Origin of the sequence: Streptomyces macrosporus (assembly GCF_039533145.1) — a bacterium.
Taxonomy (GTDB): domain Bacteria; phylum Actinomycetota; class Actinomycetes; order Streptomycetales; family Streptomycetaceae; genus Streptomyces; species Streptomyces macrosporus.
Window position 1 is genome coordinate 71,698 of record NZ_BAAASZ010000006.1, and the last position, 13,666, is coordinate 85,363.

At 72.3% G+C, this 13,666-nt stretch carries 13 protein-coding genes and 1 riboswitch; of the genes, 6 read left to right on the forward strand and 7 right to left on the reverse strand.

The features are described from left to right. Positions 1-8: 8 nt before the first annotated feature. The 4 genes from ABD335_RS03250 (at position 9) to ABD335_RS03265 (ending at position 4,294) form a co-directional block, all read left to right on the forward strand. The gene (locus ABD335_RS03250; RefSeq protein WP_344320495.1) at positions 9-713 is read left to right on the forward strand and encodes an HD domain-containing protein; all 705 of its coding nucleotides are present in this window, start codon (positions 9-11) and stop codon (positions 711-713) included. Positions 714-812: 99 nt separating this feature from the next. Then, a complete protein-coding gene (locus ABD335_RS03255) occupies positions 813-2,081 on the forward strand; it encodes a Cmx/CmrA family chloramphenicol efflux MFS transporter (RefSeq protein ID WP_344320496.1) in 1,269 nt (422 codons plus the stop codon). Between the two features lie 159 nt (positions 2,082-2,240). Next, the gene (locus tag ABD335_RS03260; RefSeq protein WP_344320497.1) at positions 2,241-3,041 is read left to right on the forward strand and encodes an alpha/beta fold hydrolase; all 801 of its coding nucleotides are present in this window, start codon (positions 2,241-2,243) and stop codon (positions 3,039-3,041) included. Then, a complete protein-coding gene (locus tag ABD335_RS03265; RefSeq protein WP_425583534.1) occupies positions 3,038-4,294 on the forward strand; it encodes a PP2C family protein-serine/threonine phosphatase in 1,257 nt (418 codons plus the stop codon). The genes ABD335_RS03260 and ABD335_RS03265 overlap by 4 nt, the downstream gene beginning before the upstream one ends. Position 4,295: 1 nt before the next feature. Here the strand turns inward: ABD335_RS03265 and ABD335_RS03270 are convergent, their stop codons facing one another. Beyond that, on the reverse strand, positions 4,296-4,592 hold the full coding sequence (locus ABD335_RS03270; RefSeq protein WP_344320498.1) for a DUF4031 domain-containing protein: 297 nt from the start codon (positions 4,590-4,592) through the stop codon (positions 4,296-4,298). 3 nt (positions 4,593-4,595) lie between these two features. Beyond that, the gene (locus ABD335_RS03275) at positions 4,596-4,970 is read right to left on the reverse strand and encodes a hypothetical protein (RefSeq protein ID WP_344320499.1); all 375 of its coding nucleotides are present in this window, start codon (positions 4,968-4,970) and stop codon (positions 4,596-4,598) included. Between the two features lie 110 nt (positions 4,971-5,080). Here ABD335_RS03275 and ABD335_RS03280 point away from each other — a divergent pair, with 110 nt between their 5' ends. Then, positions 5,081-6,016: a MurR/RpiR family transcriptional regulator gene (locus tag ABD335_RS03280; RefSeq protein ID WP_344320707.1), complete on the forward strand. Its 936-nt coding sequence runs from the start codon at positions 5,081-5,083 to the stop codon at positions 6,014-6,016. A 119-nt stretch (positions 6,017-6,135) separates the two neighbouring features. Beyond that, positions 6,136-7,092 carry an N-acetylmuramic acid 6-phosphate etherase gene (gene murQ / locus ABD335_RS03285; RefSeq protein WP_344320500.1) on the forward strand — a complete coding sequence of 319 codons (957 nt, stop codon included), beginning with the start codon at positions 6,136-6,138 and terminating at the stop codon, positions 7,090-7,092. A 123-nt stretch (positions 7,093-7,215) separates the two neighbouring features. Here murQ and ABD335_RS03290 read toward each other — a convergent pair whose 3' ends face one another. The 5 genes from ABD335_RS03290 to thrC form a co-directional block, all read right to left on the reverse strand. Next, a complete protein-coding gene (locus ABD335_RS03290) occupies positions 7,216-8,706 on the reverse strand; it encodes an alanine/glycine:cation symporter family protein (protein WP_344320501.1) in 1,491 nt (496 codons plus the stop codon). Between the two features lie 251 nt (positions 8,707-8,957). Then, positions 8,958-10,586 (reverse strand): chaperonin GroEL, encoded by a 1,629-nt coding sequence (groL, locus tag ABD335_RS03295; protein WP_344320502.1) that lies wholly within the window; start codon positions 10,584-10,586, stop codon positions 8,958-8,960. Positions 10,587-11,156: 570 nt separating this feature from the next. Then, positions 11,157-11,360: a cold-shock protein gene (locus tag ABD335_RS03300; RefSeq protein ID WP_004986573.1), complete on the reverse strand. Its 204-nt coding sequence runs from the start codon at positions 11,358-11,360 to the stop codon at positions 11,157-11,159. Positions 11,361-11,825: 465 nt separating this feature from the next. Next, positions 11,826-12,104, reverse strand: a complete 279-nt coding sequence (locus tag ABD335_RS03305) for a MoaD/ThiS family protein (RefSeq protein WP_344320503.1) — start codon at positions 12,102-12,104, stop codon at positions 11,826-11,828. Then, positions 12,101-13,381 carry a threonine synthase gene (gene thrC, locus ABD335_RS03310; protein ID WP_344320504.1) on the reverse strand — a complete coding sequence of 427 codons (1,281 nt, stop codon included), beginning with the start codon at positions 13,379-13,381 and terminating at the stop codon, positions 12,101-12,103. The genes ABD335_RS03305 and thrC overlap by 4 nt, the downstream gene beginning before the upstream one ends. Positions 13,382-13,399: 18 nt before the next feature. After that, positions 13,400-13,540: riboswitch (SAM riboswitch) on the reverse strand. Positions 13,541-13,666: the final 126 nt, after the last annotated feature.

The window sequence follows — 13,666 nt, forward strand, 5'->3', positions numbered from 1 at the left end:
TTGCCCCCATGACCATCCCGGAGAACCGCCATCCGGCCCACGACGACCTGCGCGAGCGCTGGACCCGGACCCTGCTGGCCGTCCGCCGCCCGGAAGCCGACCTTCCGCCCGGCACCCCCTCCCCGTACGCCTACGCCGAGGACCTCCTCGCCCGCTGGGCCGAGCCCCACCGCCGCTACCACACCACCGACCACCTGATCGCCGTCCTGGACCGGGTCGGGCTGCTCTCCTCGCACTGCGAGGGGCCGGAGGCGGTCGCCGCCGTGCTGCTGGCGGCCTGGTTCCACGACGCCGTCCACCTCCCGGAGCGCTCCACCAACGAGGAGCGCAGCGCACGCCTGGCCGAGCGCGCCCTCCCCGAGGCGGGGGTCTCCCCGGCCGTCACCGCCGAGGTCGCCCGCCTGGTCCTCCTCACCGCCACCCACGACCCGGCCCCCGGCGACACGAGCGGCGAGGTGCTGTGCGACGCCGACCTCGCCGTCCTCGCCGGGACGCCGCAGGAGTACGCCGCCTACGCCGCCGCCGTCCGCGACGAGTACGCCTTCCTCCCCGACCACGCCTTCCGCGCCGGCCGCGCCGACGTCCTGCGCCGGCTCCTCGCCCTGCCCACCCTCTTCCGCACCCCCTACGGCCGGGACCACTGGGAGCACGCCGCCCGCCGCAACCTCACCACGGAGCTGGAGCTGCTGACGGCCGGGGAGGCGACGGACTGAGGAAACGAAGGCGCCCACCCTCGAACAGACATACAAGACAATGCGGGCAGTCCGTCGCGGCGAGGAATGACAGGGCCGCGGGCGGAGTTGGTCCCGTACATGCCTCGACCCGACACACCACGCCGCGCCGAGCGCGCCCGCATGCCCCTGGCCGTCCACGTCCTGGGGCTGTCCGTCTTCGCCCTGGGGACCTCGGAGTTCATGATCTCCGGGCTGCTCCAGCCGCTCGCCCGCGACATGGACGTCTCCATTCCACAGGCCGGACTGCTGGTGTCCGCCTTCGCGATCGGAATGGTGGTCGGGGCGCCGGTGCTGGCGGGGGCGACGCTGCGGCTGCCCCAACGCACCACGCTCGTCGCGCTGTTGGCCGTCTTCGGGCTCGGGCAGGTCGCGGGGGCGATGGCGCCGACGTACGAGGTGCTGTTCGCCTCGCGGGTGGTGAGCGCGCTGGCGTGCGCCGGGTTCTGGGCGGTGGGCGCGGCGGTGGCCGTGTCGCTGTCGCCGCCGGGGGCGAAGGCGCGGGCGATGTCCGTGATGATCGGCGGGCTGAGCATCGCCAACGTCGTGGGCGTCCCGGCCGGGGCGCTCCTGGGACAGCACGCGGGCTGGCGGGCGGCGTTCTGGGCGGTGGCCGCCCTGTCGGCGATCGGCCTGGTCGGCGTGGTCACGCTCGTGCCCCGGACGCAGCCGCCCACCGGCGAGGACCGGCCCCGCCTCCGCCGGGAGCTGCGGATCTACCGCGACGGCCAGGTCTGGCTGGCGATCACGATCACCGCGCTCAACGCCGCCGCCACCTTCTGCCTCTTCTCCTACCTCTCCCCGCTGCTCACCGACACCGCCGGCCTGGACGAGGGCTGGGTGCCGACCGTCCTGGTGCTGTACGGGGTCGGTGCGCTGATCGGCACGTCGATCGGCGGCCGGGTGGCCGACGCGCACCTGTTCGGGACCATGTACACCGGTCTCGCCGCCACCACCGCGGTCCTGGCCCTGCTGGCGCTGATCGCGCACCTGCCCGTGGCGGCCGTCGGGCTGGCGCTGGCGCTCGGCGTGACGTCCTTCTTCACGGCCCCGGCCATCAACGCCCGGATGTTCGACATCGCGGGCGACGCCCCCACCCTGGCGGGCGCGACGAACACCTCGGCGTTCAACATCGGCAACACGCTCGGCCCCTGGATCGGCGGCCTGGTGATCGGCGCGGGCTGGGGGTACAAGGCCGTCTCCTGGGCCGGCGCGGCACTGGCCGCCGCGGCCCTCTGCGCGACGGCGGTCGCCTCGCGCCGGCACCGGCGCACGGCCGCCTCCCGCGTGGTGGCCGGCTCGCGCCCCGAGGTCGTCGTCCCGGCGGAGAGCGGCGGAACGACGGGCTGATCCCCGGCTGATCCCCGGCGGACGACCGCACACCCCGCCGGCTCTCCCCGGAACGACGACCTCACCGGATGGCGTTACCCTCGGTGGCCAGAGGTCCTGTGGACCGCCCGGGGTCCGCGGCCCGCGGCAGGGCGGGGGCCCGGTCGAGAGGACAGACCCATGGACGTGCGGGGCAGGCACAACGTCACGATCATCGGCCGGGAGGACGGACCGGTGGTGATGCTCGCGCACGGTTTCGGCTGCGACCAGAACCTGTGGCGCCTGGTGGTGCCCGTCCTCGCCGAGGAGTTCCGGGTGGTGCTCTTCGACCACGTGGGCTCCGGCCGCTCGGACCCGGCCGCCTGGGACCCCGAGCGTTACTCCTCGCTGGAGGGGTACGCGGACGACGTGCTGGAGATCTGCCGGGACCTGGCCCTGCGGGACGTGACCTTCGTGGGCCACTCCGTCAGCTCCATGATCGGGGTGCTGGCGGCGCGGCGCGAGCCGGAGCGGTTCGCCAAGCTGGTCCTGCTCGTCCCCTCGCCGTGCTACATCGACGAGGGCGACTACCGGGGCGGGTTCAGCAGGGAGGACGTCGAGGAGCTGCTGGAGTCGCTGGACAGCAACTACCTGGGCTGGTCGGCGGCGATGGCCCCGGTGATCATGGGCAACCCGGACCGGCCCGAGCTGGGCGAGGAGCTGACCAACAGCTTCTGCCGCACCGACCCGGACATGGCGCGCGTCTTCGCCCGGACCACGTTCCTCTCCGACAACCGGGACGACCTGGCCGGGGTGAGCGTGCCGACGCTGGTGATCCGGTGCGTGCCCGACGCGATCGCCCCGCCGGAGGTGGGCGAGTTCGTCCGCGACCGGATTCCGGGCTCCGTCCTGGTCACCCTGGACGCCACCGGGCACTGCCCGCAGCTGAGCGCCCCCGAGGCCACGGCCGAGGCCATCGCCTCCTTCGCGAGGGATCGGTGACGTCCCGCGCGGGACCCTCCCCGGGCCCCGGAGGCGGCGGGGAGGGCGACACGGCCGCCGAAACCGTCTCCGAGCTGCTGCGGAACAACGCCGAGGAGCTCCGCGAGAGCGCCGAGGACCTGTACGAGAACGCCCCCTGCGGCTACCTGTCCACCCTCATGGACGGGACGATCGCCAAGGTCAACACCACGCTGCTGACCTGGCTCGGCCGCACCCGCGAGGAGCTGGTCGGCCGCCGCTCCTTCGCCGACCTGCTCACCGTCGGCGGCCGGCTCTACCACGAGACCCACTTCGCCCCGCTGCTCCACATGCAGGGCCACATCGGCGGGATCGCCCTGGAGATGAGGACGGCGGACGGCGGACGGCTGCCGGTGCTGGTCACCTCCCGGGTCAAGCACTCCCCCGACGGCCGGCCCCTGCTGATCCGCACCACCGTCTTCGACGCCCGCGACCGCCGCTCCTACGAGCGCGAGCTGCTGCGCGCCCGTCGGGAGGCCGAACGCGAGCGCGAACGCGTCCAGCGCCTGGCCACCACCCTCCAGCGCAGCCTGCTGCCCCCGACCCTGCCCGAGGTGCCGGGCGCCGAAGTCGCCTCGCACTACCACACCGCCTCGACGGACGAGGTCGGCGGCGACTTCTACGACCTGTTCCCCCTCGCCGGCGGCCGGTGGGGGATCTTCCTGGGCGACGTGTCCGGCAAGGGCGCGGGCGCGGCGGCCCTGACCTCCCTCACCCGCTACACCCTGCGCTCCGCGAGCGTCTACGACCCCGACCCGCTCAGTGTGCTGGCCAACCTCAACACCGTCCTCCACCACGAGAACCAGGGCGACGCCCCGCGCTACTGCACCGTCGTCTTCGGCGTGCTCGCCCCCGACGACGGCGGCTGCTCGCTCACCCTCGCCTCCGGCGGCCACCCCCCGGCGCTGCTGCTGCGCGCCGACGGCACCGCCGGGTACGTCCACACCCCCGGCGGCCAGCTCGTCGGCCCGCTGCCCGACGCCCGCTTCGTCGCCACCGACGTGCGCCTGGGCCCCGGCGACACCCTGATGCTGTACACCGACGGGCTGACCGAGGCCCGCACCGACGACTCCGGCGGCCGGTACGGGGAGGAGGCGCTGCTGGCCTTCGCCGACGAGCTGGCGCCGGCCGGGGCGTCCGAGGCGGTCGCCGCGATCTCCAAGCTGTTGGAGGGCTTCGGGGAGGGGCTGGAGGACGACACCGCGATCCTGGCCCTGGGCATCCCGGCGACCTGAGTCAGGACGGTCGGGACGGGGTGGCCGCCGCGCCCCGGCGCGGCGGCTTGCGCCGGCGCAGCCCCGCCTCCGTCAACCGCCGCAGCAGCTCCTTGCTGCCCACCTCGACCGCGCCCAGCCGCACCGCCCGCTCGTAGTGCGTGCCGGGCACGTCGTAGTGGTCGCGGTCGAAGGCGCGCGGCGGGCAGCCGAGGGCGGCGGCGAACGCGTGCAGTTCCTCGTAGGAGACGTCGCTGACCAGGTGCGACCACACTCTGCCGTGGCCGGGCCAGACGGGCGGGTCGATGTAGACGGTCACGTGTCAGGCCCGTCCCAGCTTCCCCACCGGCGCCACCGCCGTCGCCGTCCGGCCGCACACCCAGTGCGGGTCCGGGCCCAGCTCCGGTTCGACGTCGAGCGCGTGCCGCTCCGAGCCGGAGCACACCGGGCAGGACGGCCAGCGGCCGTAGCGGTCCAGCAGCGCGTCCTGGACGTCCTGGGCGACCAGGCCCGCCAGGAAGGAGGCGCCCTCCGGCCACTGTTCGACCCACCACCGGCGGTGGGAGACCGCGTCCTCCACCAGGGAGACGATCTCGGCCTCGGCGATGCCGTCGGCGGCGAGGTCGGCGAGGACGAGCGCCCGGGCGGTGTGGAGGGCCTGTTCGAGGGCGGGAGGGGTGGGCTGCTGCTCTGTCATAACCCCTCCATTGGAGCAGATCGAGCGGAGCACCGTGCCGGACGGGACGCGGCACGGGGGTCTTGACGGCCCTCCCTCGCGAAAATACCTTCCGCCCTGTGAACAACAGCGTGAAGGAAAGTTTCGCCAGCCCGGCGCGCGACGCCGCGCCGGGCCGTCGCCCCGGTCCGCCCGGGCCCGCCGCCCTCGCGGCCAAGGTGCGCACCATGGCTCCTTCGATGACCCGCTCCATGCAGCGCGTCGCCGAGGCCGTCGCCGGCGACCCGGCCGGGTGCGCGCAGCTCACCGTCACCGGCCTCGCCGAGCGCACCGGCACCAGCGAGGCCACCGTCGTACGGACCTCGCGCCTCCTGGGCTACCCCGGCTACCGGGACCTGCGGCTGGCGCTGGCCGGGCTCGCCGCGCAGCAGGCGTCCGGCGCCGCGCCCTCGGTCACCGCCGACATCGCCGTGGACGACCCCATCGAGGACGTCATCGCCAAGCTCGCCCACGACGAGCGGCAGACCCTCGCCGACACCGCCGCCGGACTGGACCCGGGCCAGGTGGAGGCGGCCGTGACCGCGATGGCCGGCGCCCGCCGCATCGACGTCTACGGCGTGGGCGCCTCCGCCCTGGTCGCCCAGGACCTGGTGCAGAAGCTGCTGCGCATCGGATTGGTCGCCCACGCCCACGCCGATCCGCACCTGGCGGTCACCACCGCCGTCCAGCTCCGCTCCGGCGACGTCGCCATAGCGATCACGCACTCCGGCCGTACGGTGGACGTGATCGAACCGCTGCGCGTCGCCTTCGACCACGGCGCCACCACCGTGGCGATCACCGGGCGCCCGGACGGGGAGATCGCCCAGTACGCCGACCACGTCCTGACCACCTCCACGGCGCGCGAGAGCGAGCTGCGCCCGGCGGCCATGTCCAGCCGGACCAGCCAACTCCTCGTCGTGGACTGCCTGTTCATCGGCGTGGCACAGCGCACCTACGAGACCGCCGCCCCCGCGCTGTCGGCCTCCTACGAGGCGCTGGCCCACCGCCACGCCCCCCGGCAGCGCTGACCCGCGCCGAACTCCCACCGCACGGCACACAGCGTCGCCCCACCCCCCACCCACGTCCGGGCGCCGGCACGGGAGGCCGGCCCCGGCACCACGGAAGCAACGGAAAGAGCCGCATCCCGATGACCTCTCCGACCGCCGACGACGCCTCGCACCGCCCGTACGACCGGCTGCGCGCCGAGCTGGAGACGCTCACCACCGAGGCGTTCCGCACGGACCTGGCCGACATCGACCGGCTGCCCACCCTGGAGATCGCCAGGATCATGAACGGAGAGGACGCCACCGTTCCCGCCGCCGTCGCCACGCAGCTGCCGCGCATCGCCGACGCCATCGACGCCACCGCCGCCCGGATGTCGCGGGGCGGCCGACTGATCTACGCGGGTGCGGGGACGGCCGGCCGGCTGGGCGTGCTGGACGCCAGCGAGTGCCCTCCCACCTTCAACACCGATCCCTCCCAGGTCGTCGGCCTGGTCGCGGGCGGCCCGACGGCGCTGGTGCGCGCGGTCGAGGGCGCCGAGGACCGCGGCGACCTCGCCGCGTCCGACCTGGACGGGCTGGGGGTGGGCCCGGACGACGTGGTGGTCGGCGTCTCGGCCTCCGGGCGCACCCCGTACGCCGTCGGCGCGGTGGAGCACGCGCGCCGGCGGGGGGCGCTGACGGTCGGGCTGTCCTGCAACGCCGGATCGCCGCTGACGGCGGCGGCCGAGCACGGCATCGAGGTCGTCGTCGGGCCGGAGCTGCTGACCGGGTCCACCCGGCTCAAGGCGGGCACGGCCCAGAAGCTGGTCCTCAACATGATCTCGACCATCACCATGATCCGGCTGGGCAAGACGTACGGGAACCTGATGGTCGACGTCCGGGCCTCCAACGACAAGCTCCAGGCCCGCTCGCGCCGGATCGTCTCGCTCGCCACGGGCGCGAGCGACGAGCGGATCGAGTCGGCGCTCGCCGCCACCGACGGCGAGGTGAAGAACGCCATCCTCACCATCCTGGGCGAGGTGGACGGCCCCACCGCCGAGCGTCTGCTGCGGGAGTCGGGGGGACACCTGCGCGCCGCGCTGGAGGCGGCGCGCGCCTGAGAGGGCTGCCCGCCGGTTCCCACACCGCGGCCGTACGCCCCCCCGCCCGCCCGGCGGCGGAAAGGCCGAAGGGCGGCACCCCCGTACGGGAGTGCCGCCCTCGTGGCCTGCTCGCGTACCGGGTCAGCGGGCCCCGGTGTCCGCCGCCTCCCCGCCGCGCTCCGACGCGACGGAGGGCACGGGCTCCCAGCACTCCACTCCCGTCAGGCCCGGCAGGCGGTCGCGCGTGAAGACCGGGTCCAGGCCGGCACGGCGCTGTGCGAGGTAGTCGTCCAGCAGTCGGAAGGCGATCACCGACAGCGGCAGGATGGACAGCAGGTTGACCAGGGCCATGACGCCCATGGTGACGTCGGCGAGGTTCCACACCACGCTCACCGAGCCCAGCGCGCCGAGGAAGGTGGCGACGAGGACCAGTCCGCGGTAGCCGGTCATGACCGAGCGCCGGTGGGTGATGAACTCGATGTTGGACTCGCCGTAGTAGTAGTTGCCGATCATCGAGGTGAAGGCCACCAGGAAGACCACCAGCGTCAGCAGGTGGCCCGCCCAGGCGCCCAGGGTGTCCTGGAGCGCGGACTGGGTGAGGTCGGCGCCCTGCCGGCCGGAGAGGTCCGGGTTGGCGGAGAGGATGAGGAAGGCGGTCGCCGAGCAGACCACCAGGGTGTCGAAGAAGACCCCCAGGGCCTGCACCAGACCCTGCTTGACCGGGTGGGAGGTCTCGGCCGCGGCGGCCGCGTTCGGCGCCGAGCCGAGGCCGGCCTCGTTGGAGAACATGCCGCGGCGCACGCCCTGCTGGATCGCCGCGCCGACGCCGCCGCCCACGACCTCGCGGATACCGAAGGCGCCGCCGACGATGTCCGCGACGACCCGGGGGATCTCGGAGACGTTGAGGGCGACGACGACCAGGGCGAGCAGCAGGTAGATCAGGGCCATCACCGGGACGAGCACCTGGGTGACCGAGGCGATCCGCCGGACCCCGCCGAAGACGGAGAGCCCGAGCAGCGCCGCGAGCGCCACGCCGACGGTCGGGGCGAACCAGGCCGGCCCGCCGTCGCCTCCGGTGCCGAGGGAGCCGGCGGTCACCGAGGCGATGGTGTTGGACTGGACGGCCGTGAAGACGAGTCCGAAGGTCACGGTGATGACCACGGCGAAGAGCACGCCGACCCAGCGCTTGCCCAGGCCGCGCTGCATGTAGTACGCGGGGCCGCCGCGGTAGGTGCCCTTGCCGTTCTCGTCGCGGTCGCGCACCTTGTAGAGCTGGGCGAGCGCGGCCTCCACGAAGGCGGAGGCGCTGCCGACGATCGCCATGACCCACATCCAGAAGACCGCGCCCGCGCCGCCGACGGTGATGGCGCTCGCGACGCCGGCGATGTTGCCGGTGCCGATCCGGGCGGCGGCGGAGATGCTGAAGGCGCCGAAGGCGGAGACGGGCTTGGTGCCGTCGGCACCGGGCTGCGGCCGTTCCCTGACGACCCGGAACATCTCCGGCAGGAGTCGGATCTGCAGGGCCCGTGAGCGGAGGGTGAAGTAGAGGCCCGCCACGGCCACCAGGGGAATCAGCAGGTAGGTCCAGAAGTGGTCGTTGATCTCGACGATCAGTGTGTCGAGCGTACTCATCCGTTGTCGTCCAGGGATCGGGGGAAGGGCCGGCGCTGCGACAGGCTGCGGAATTAAGCCTTCTGCTTGGTCGCACCCGGGAGGTTATCCGCCGGGACGCGCTCCGGAACAGTCTTCACCCGGTGCAAAATCTCACATCCTGGACAACAGGGCGAAGGGCGGCACCCCCGTACGGGGGTGCCGCCCTCGTGGCCTGGTCGCGCACCGCGAGCGGTACGCGCGGCGGGAACCGCCGATCCGCTGGAGGCGGATCAGAAGTCCATGCCACCGCCCATGCCGCCGGCGGCGGCGTCGGCACCGGCCGCGGCCTTCTCCGGCTTGTCGGCGATGACGGCCTCGGTGGTGAGGAAGAGCGCCGCGATGGAGGCGGCGTTCTGCAGCGCGGAGCGGGTGACCTTGGCCGGGTCGATGATGCCCTCGGCGATCATGTCCACGTACTCACCGGTCGCGGCGTTCAGACCGTGGCCCGGGGTCAGGTTGCGCACCTTCTCCACGATGACGCCGCCCTCCAGGCCGGCGTTGACCGCGATCTGCTTCAGCGGAGCCTCCAGAGCGGCCTTGACGGCGGCGGCACCGGTGGCCTCGTCGCCCTCCAGCTCCAGCTTCTCGAAGACGTTGGACGCCTGCAGCAGGGCCACGCCACCACCGGCGACGATGCCCTCCTCGACGGCGGCCTTCGCGTTGCGGACGGCGTCCTCGATGCGGTGCTTGCGCTCCTTCAGCTCCACCTCGGTGGCGGCACCGGCCTTGATGACGGCCACGCCGCCGGCCAGCTTCGCCAGACGCTCCTGGAGCTTCTCGCGGTCGTAGTCGGAGTCGGAGCTCTCGATCTCGGCGCGGATCTGGTTGACCCGGCCGTTGACCTGCTCGCTGTCACCGGCACCGTCGACGATGGTGGTCTCGTCCTTGGTGATGACGACCTTGCGGGCGCGGCCCAGCAGCTCCAGGCCGGCGTTCTCCAGCTTGAGGCCGACCTCCTCGGAGATGACCTGGCCGCCGGTGAGGATGGCGATGTCGCCCAGCATGGCCTTGCGGCGGTCGCCGAAGCCCGGAGCCTTGACGGCGACGGACTTGAAGGTGCCGCGGATCTTGTTGACCACCAGGGTCGACAGGGCCTCGCCCTCGACGTCCTCGGCGATGATCAGCAGCGGCTTGCCGGCCTGCATGACCTTCTCCAGGAGCGGCAGCAGGTCCTTGACCGCGGAGATCTTCTGGTTGGCGATCAGGATGTAGGGGTCCTCCAGGACCGCCTCCATCCGCTCCATGTCGGTGGCGAAGTAGGCGGAGATGTAGCCCTTGTCGAAGCGCATGCCCTCGGTGAGCTCGAGCTCCAGGCCGAAGGTCTGCGACTCCTCGACGGTGATGACGCCTTCCTTGCCGACCTTGTCCATCGCCTCGGCGATCAGCTCGCCGATCTGGGTGTCGGCGGCGGAGATGGAGGCGGTCGAAGCGATCTGCTCCTTGGTCTCGACCTCCTTGGCCTGCTCCAGCAGGGCGGCGGAGACGGCCTCGGTGGCCTTCTCGATGCCGCGCTTGAGGGCCATGGGGTTGGCACCGGCGGCCACGTTGCGCAGACCCTCGCGGACGAGCGCCTGGGCGAGGACGGTCGCGGTGGTCGTACCGTCACCGGCGACGTCGTCCGTCTTCTTGGCGACCTCCTTGACCAGCTCGGCACCGATCTTCTCGTACGGGTCCTCGAGCTCGATCTCCTTGGCGATGGACACACCGTCGTTGGTGATCGTGGGGGCGCCCCACTTCTTCTCAAGGACGACGTTGCGGCCCTTGGGGCCGAGCGTGACCTTGACGGCGTCGGCGAGCTGGTTCATACCGCGCTCGAGGCCGCGCCGCGCCTCCTCGTCGAACGCGATGATCTTGGCCATGTGAAGTGGTCCTCCCAGACTTTGGGGGTCCCCCCGGCCCGAAGGCTGGGGGAGGATTTCTCCGGACCGCTCTGGCGCCCGCGACGGACGGCCCGCACTCCCGGGGTTCCCTGCTCCACCGGGCTTGCGCACCTCACCGAACCGGTCCTCGTTCTGTCACTCTCACCTTCAGAGTGCTAACGCCAATGATTAGCACTCGACCCCTCCGAGTGCAAGCGCGTCCGGGCGCTCGCGCCCCGCGCGCCCGCTCGGGAGGGGGCGGCGGGACACGGGAGGCGGACGGGGGACGGGAGAGGGCGCCGGAGGACGACGGAGGACGGCCGAGGACGACGGGAGGGGAGCGGAAGGGGAGGAGCGGAAGGAGAGGAGGACACCGGAGGCCACCAGAGCGTGCCGGGGGACGCCGGGAGACGTCAGGGGCCCCCGGGAGACGCCGGGGGACGCCGGGGGACGCGGCGAGGGCGCACGACCGCGCGCGGTGTGCCGGACACGACGGAGGGTCCGCACCCCTCCGGGGTGCGGACCCTCCTGTGCCGTCTACTACTGCTCGTGGTGCGAGTGGCCGGCGCTTCAGGCCGTCACGCGGACCATGTCCGCCTGCGGACCCTTCTGACCCTGCGAGATCTCGAATTCAACCCGCTGTCCTTCCTCAAGGGTGCGGTAGCCGTCCATCTGGATCGCGCTGTAGTGGACGAACACGTCCGCACCACCGTCGACCGCGATGAAGCCGTATCCCTTCTCCGCGTTGAACCACTTGACGGTGCCTTGAGCCATTCCTAACTCCCCTATTGCTGGCCCTTGCACGAGTCCACACTCCGCGGACCCGGGTCAGATGTCACCCCCCGGCGAGAGGGGGTGTGCGCCGGAACGCGTCGACCGCGGCCGAATGTATCTGGGCGGAAGCCCTCCGCAACAGGTCTCTCAGACGAGAATTCCGGTCACGCCGGATTGCCGATAAGCACATGAACGGCAGGAAAGCAGGGCAACTCGGGCCGGGCATAGCGGACCAACACGACAATTGCGGCAGCGAATGTGCGGACAAGTTGTCGCGTTCTTATGGGCGCGGAGTGCGCATTCGGGGGGAGGCACGCTCACTCTACCGTTCCCGAGAGGGCGGAATTGACAATTCCACTCATCGCCGGGGTCAGGCGCCCGCGGGGGGCGCGCACGCCGACGGCCCCGCTCCCGGCCGGTTCCGCCGGGAGACGGGGCCGCCTCGCGCGGGCCCTCGGGGCGCCGTCAGCAGCCGCCCGCGACGGCCGGGATGATCGAGACGTTCGCGCCGTCCGGCGTCGGCGTCTGGAGGCCCTCGGAGAAGCGGACGTCGTCGTCGTCGACGTAGACGTTCACGAAGCGGCGCAGCTTGCCGGAGTCGTCCAGCACCCGGGCGGATATGCCCTGGTGGTTCTTCTCCAGGTCCGCCAGGACCTCGGCCAGCGTCGCGCCCTCGGCCGTCACCTCGGCCCGGCCCCCGGTGTACGTGCGCAGGATCGTCGGGATACGGACGGAGACACTCATGCCAGGCCAGCCTCTCGGAAGGAGTCCAGGTTCGGACGGATGATCGCGGACGGTCCGGTGGTCGACGCCACCGCGTCCAGGGTCTTCAGGCCGTCGCCGGTGTTGAGGACGACGGTGGTCAGGGACGGGTCGAGCACGCCCTCCTCGAGGAGCTTCTTCGTCACGCCGACGGTCACGCCGCCCGCGGTCTCCGCGAAGATGCCCTCGGTGCGCGCCAGCAGCTTGATCGCCTCGACGATCCGTCCGTCGTCCACGTCCTCCACGGCACCGCCGGTGCGGCGCGCGATGTCCAGGACGTACGGGCCGTCGGCCGGGTTGCCGATGGCCAGGGACTTGGCGATGGTGTCCGGCCGCACCGGCCGCACCACGTCGTGGCCGTCCTTGAAGGCCCGCGACACCGGCGAGCAACCCTCGGCCTGGGCGCCGAAGATCCGGTACGGCTTGTCCTCGACCAGCCCCAGCCGGATCAGCTCGCGCAGCCCCTTGTCGATCTTGGTGAGCTGGGAGCCGGAGGCGATCGGGACGACGAGCTGGTCCGGCAGCTTCCAGCCGAGCTGCTCGCAGATCTCGTACGCCAGGGTCTTGGAGCCCTCGGCGTAGTAGGGGCGGAGGTTGACGTTGACGAAGCCCCAGCCCTCGCCCGCGGGATCGCCGATCAGCTCGGAGCAGAAGCGGTTCACGTCGTCGTAGGTGCCCTCGATGCCGACCAGGTCGCCGCCGTAGACCGCGGCCATCACGACCTTGCCCTGCTCCAGGTCGTGCGGGATGAAGACGCAGGAGCGGAATCCGGCGCGGGCAGCGGCGGCGCCGACGGCGCCGGCCAGGTTGCCGGTGGAGGAGCACGAGAGGGTGGTGAAGCCGAAGGCGCGGGCGGCCTCGACGGCGATGGCGACCACCCGGTCCTTGAAGGAGTGCGTCGGGTTGCCGGAGTCGTCCTTGACGTACAGACCGCCGGTGACGCCCAACTCGCGGGCGAGACGGTCGGCCTTCACCAGCTTGGTGAAGCCCGGGTTCGTGTTGGGCTTCTCCGCCACGTCGGCGGGCACGGGCAGCAGCGGGGCGTAGCGCCAGATGTTGTTCGGCCCGGCCTCGATCCGCTTCCGCAGGCCCTCCGGGTCCCCCTCGGGCAGGTCGTACGCGATCTCCAGCGGCCCGAAACACATCTCACAGGCGAAGATCGGACCGAGCGGGAAACGTTCGCCGCACTCGCGACAGGAGAGCGCGACGGCGGGGCCGAGCGAGATATCGGTGCTGCCTGCAACGGTTTGCACAGCCATGGATGGCGAGGCCCTTTCTCCTCATCTTCCCCGGGACGTCTTTCGTCCGGGCCGGAATTGGCACCTTCCCCACCGTGGCCTCGACCGTGACGAACGAGTGCCGGCGGGAGGGTTGCCGGGGCTTCAACGGGCCGTTCCCTCTGCCCCTCTGGATGAGCTGCTCTATGGCACCCGGCCGTTACCGTGGCCGGGGCGTTTGTGCACGCCGGTCCCTCGAGATGCGGAACTCCCGCGCGTTGTCCAAGACTGTAACCGACGCCTCCACCGTTCAGGTCCGCCGTCCGA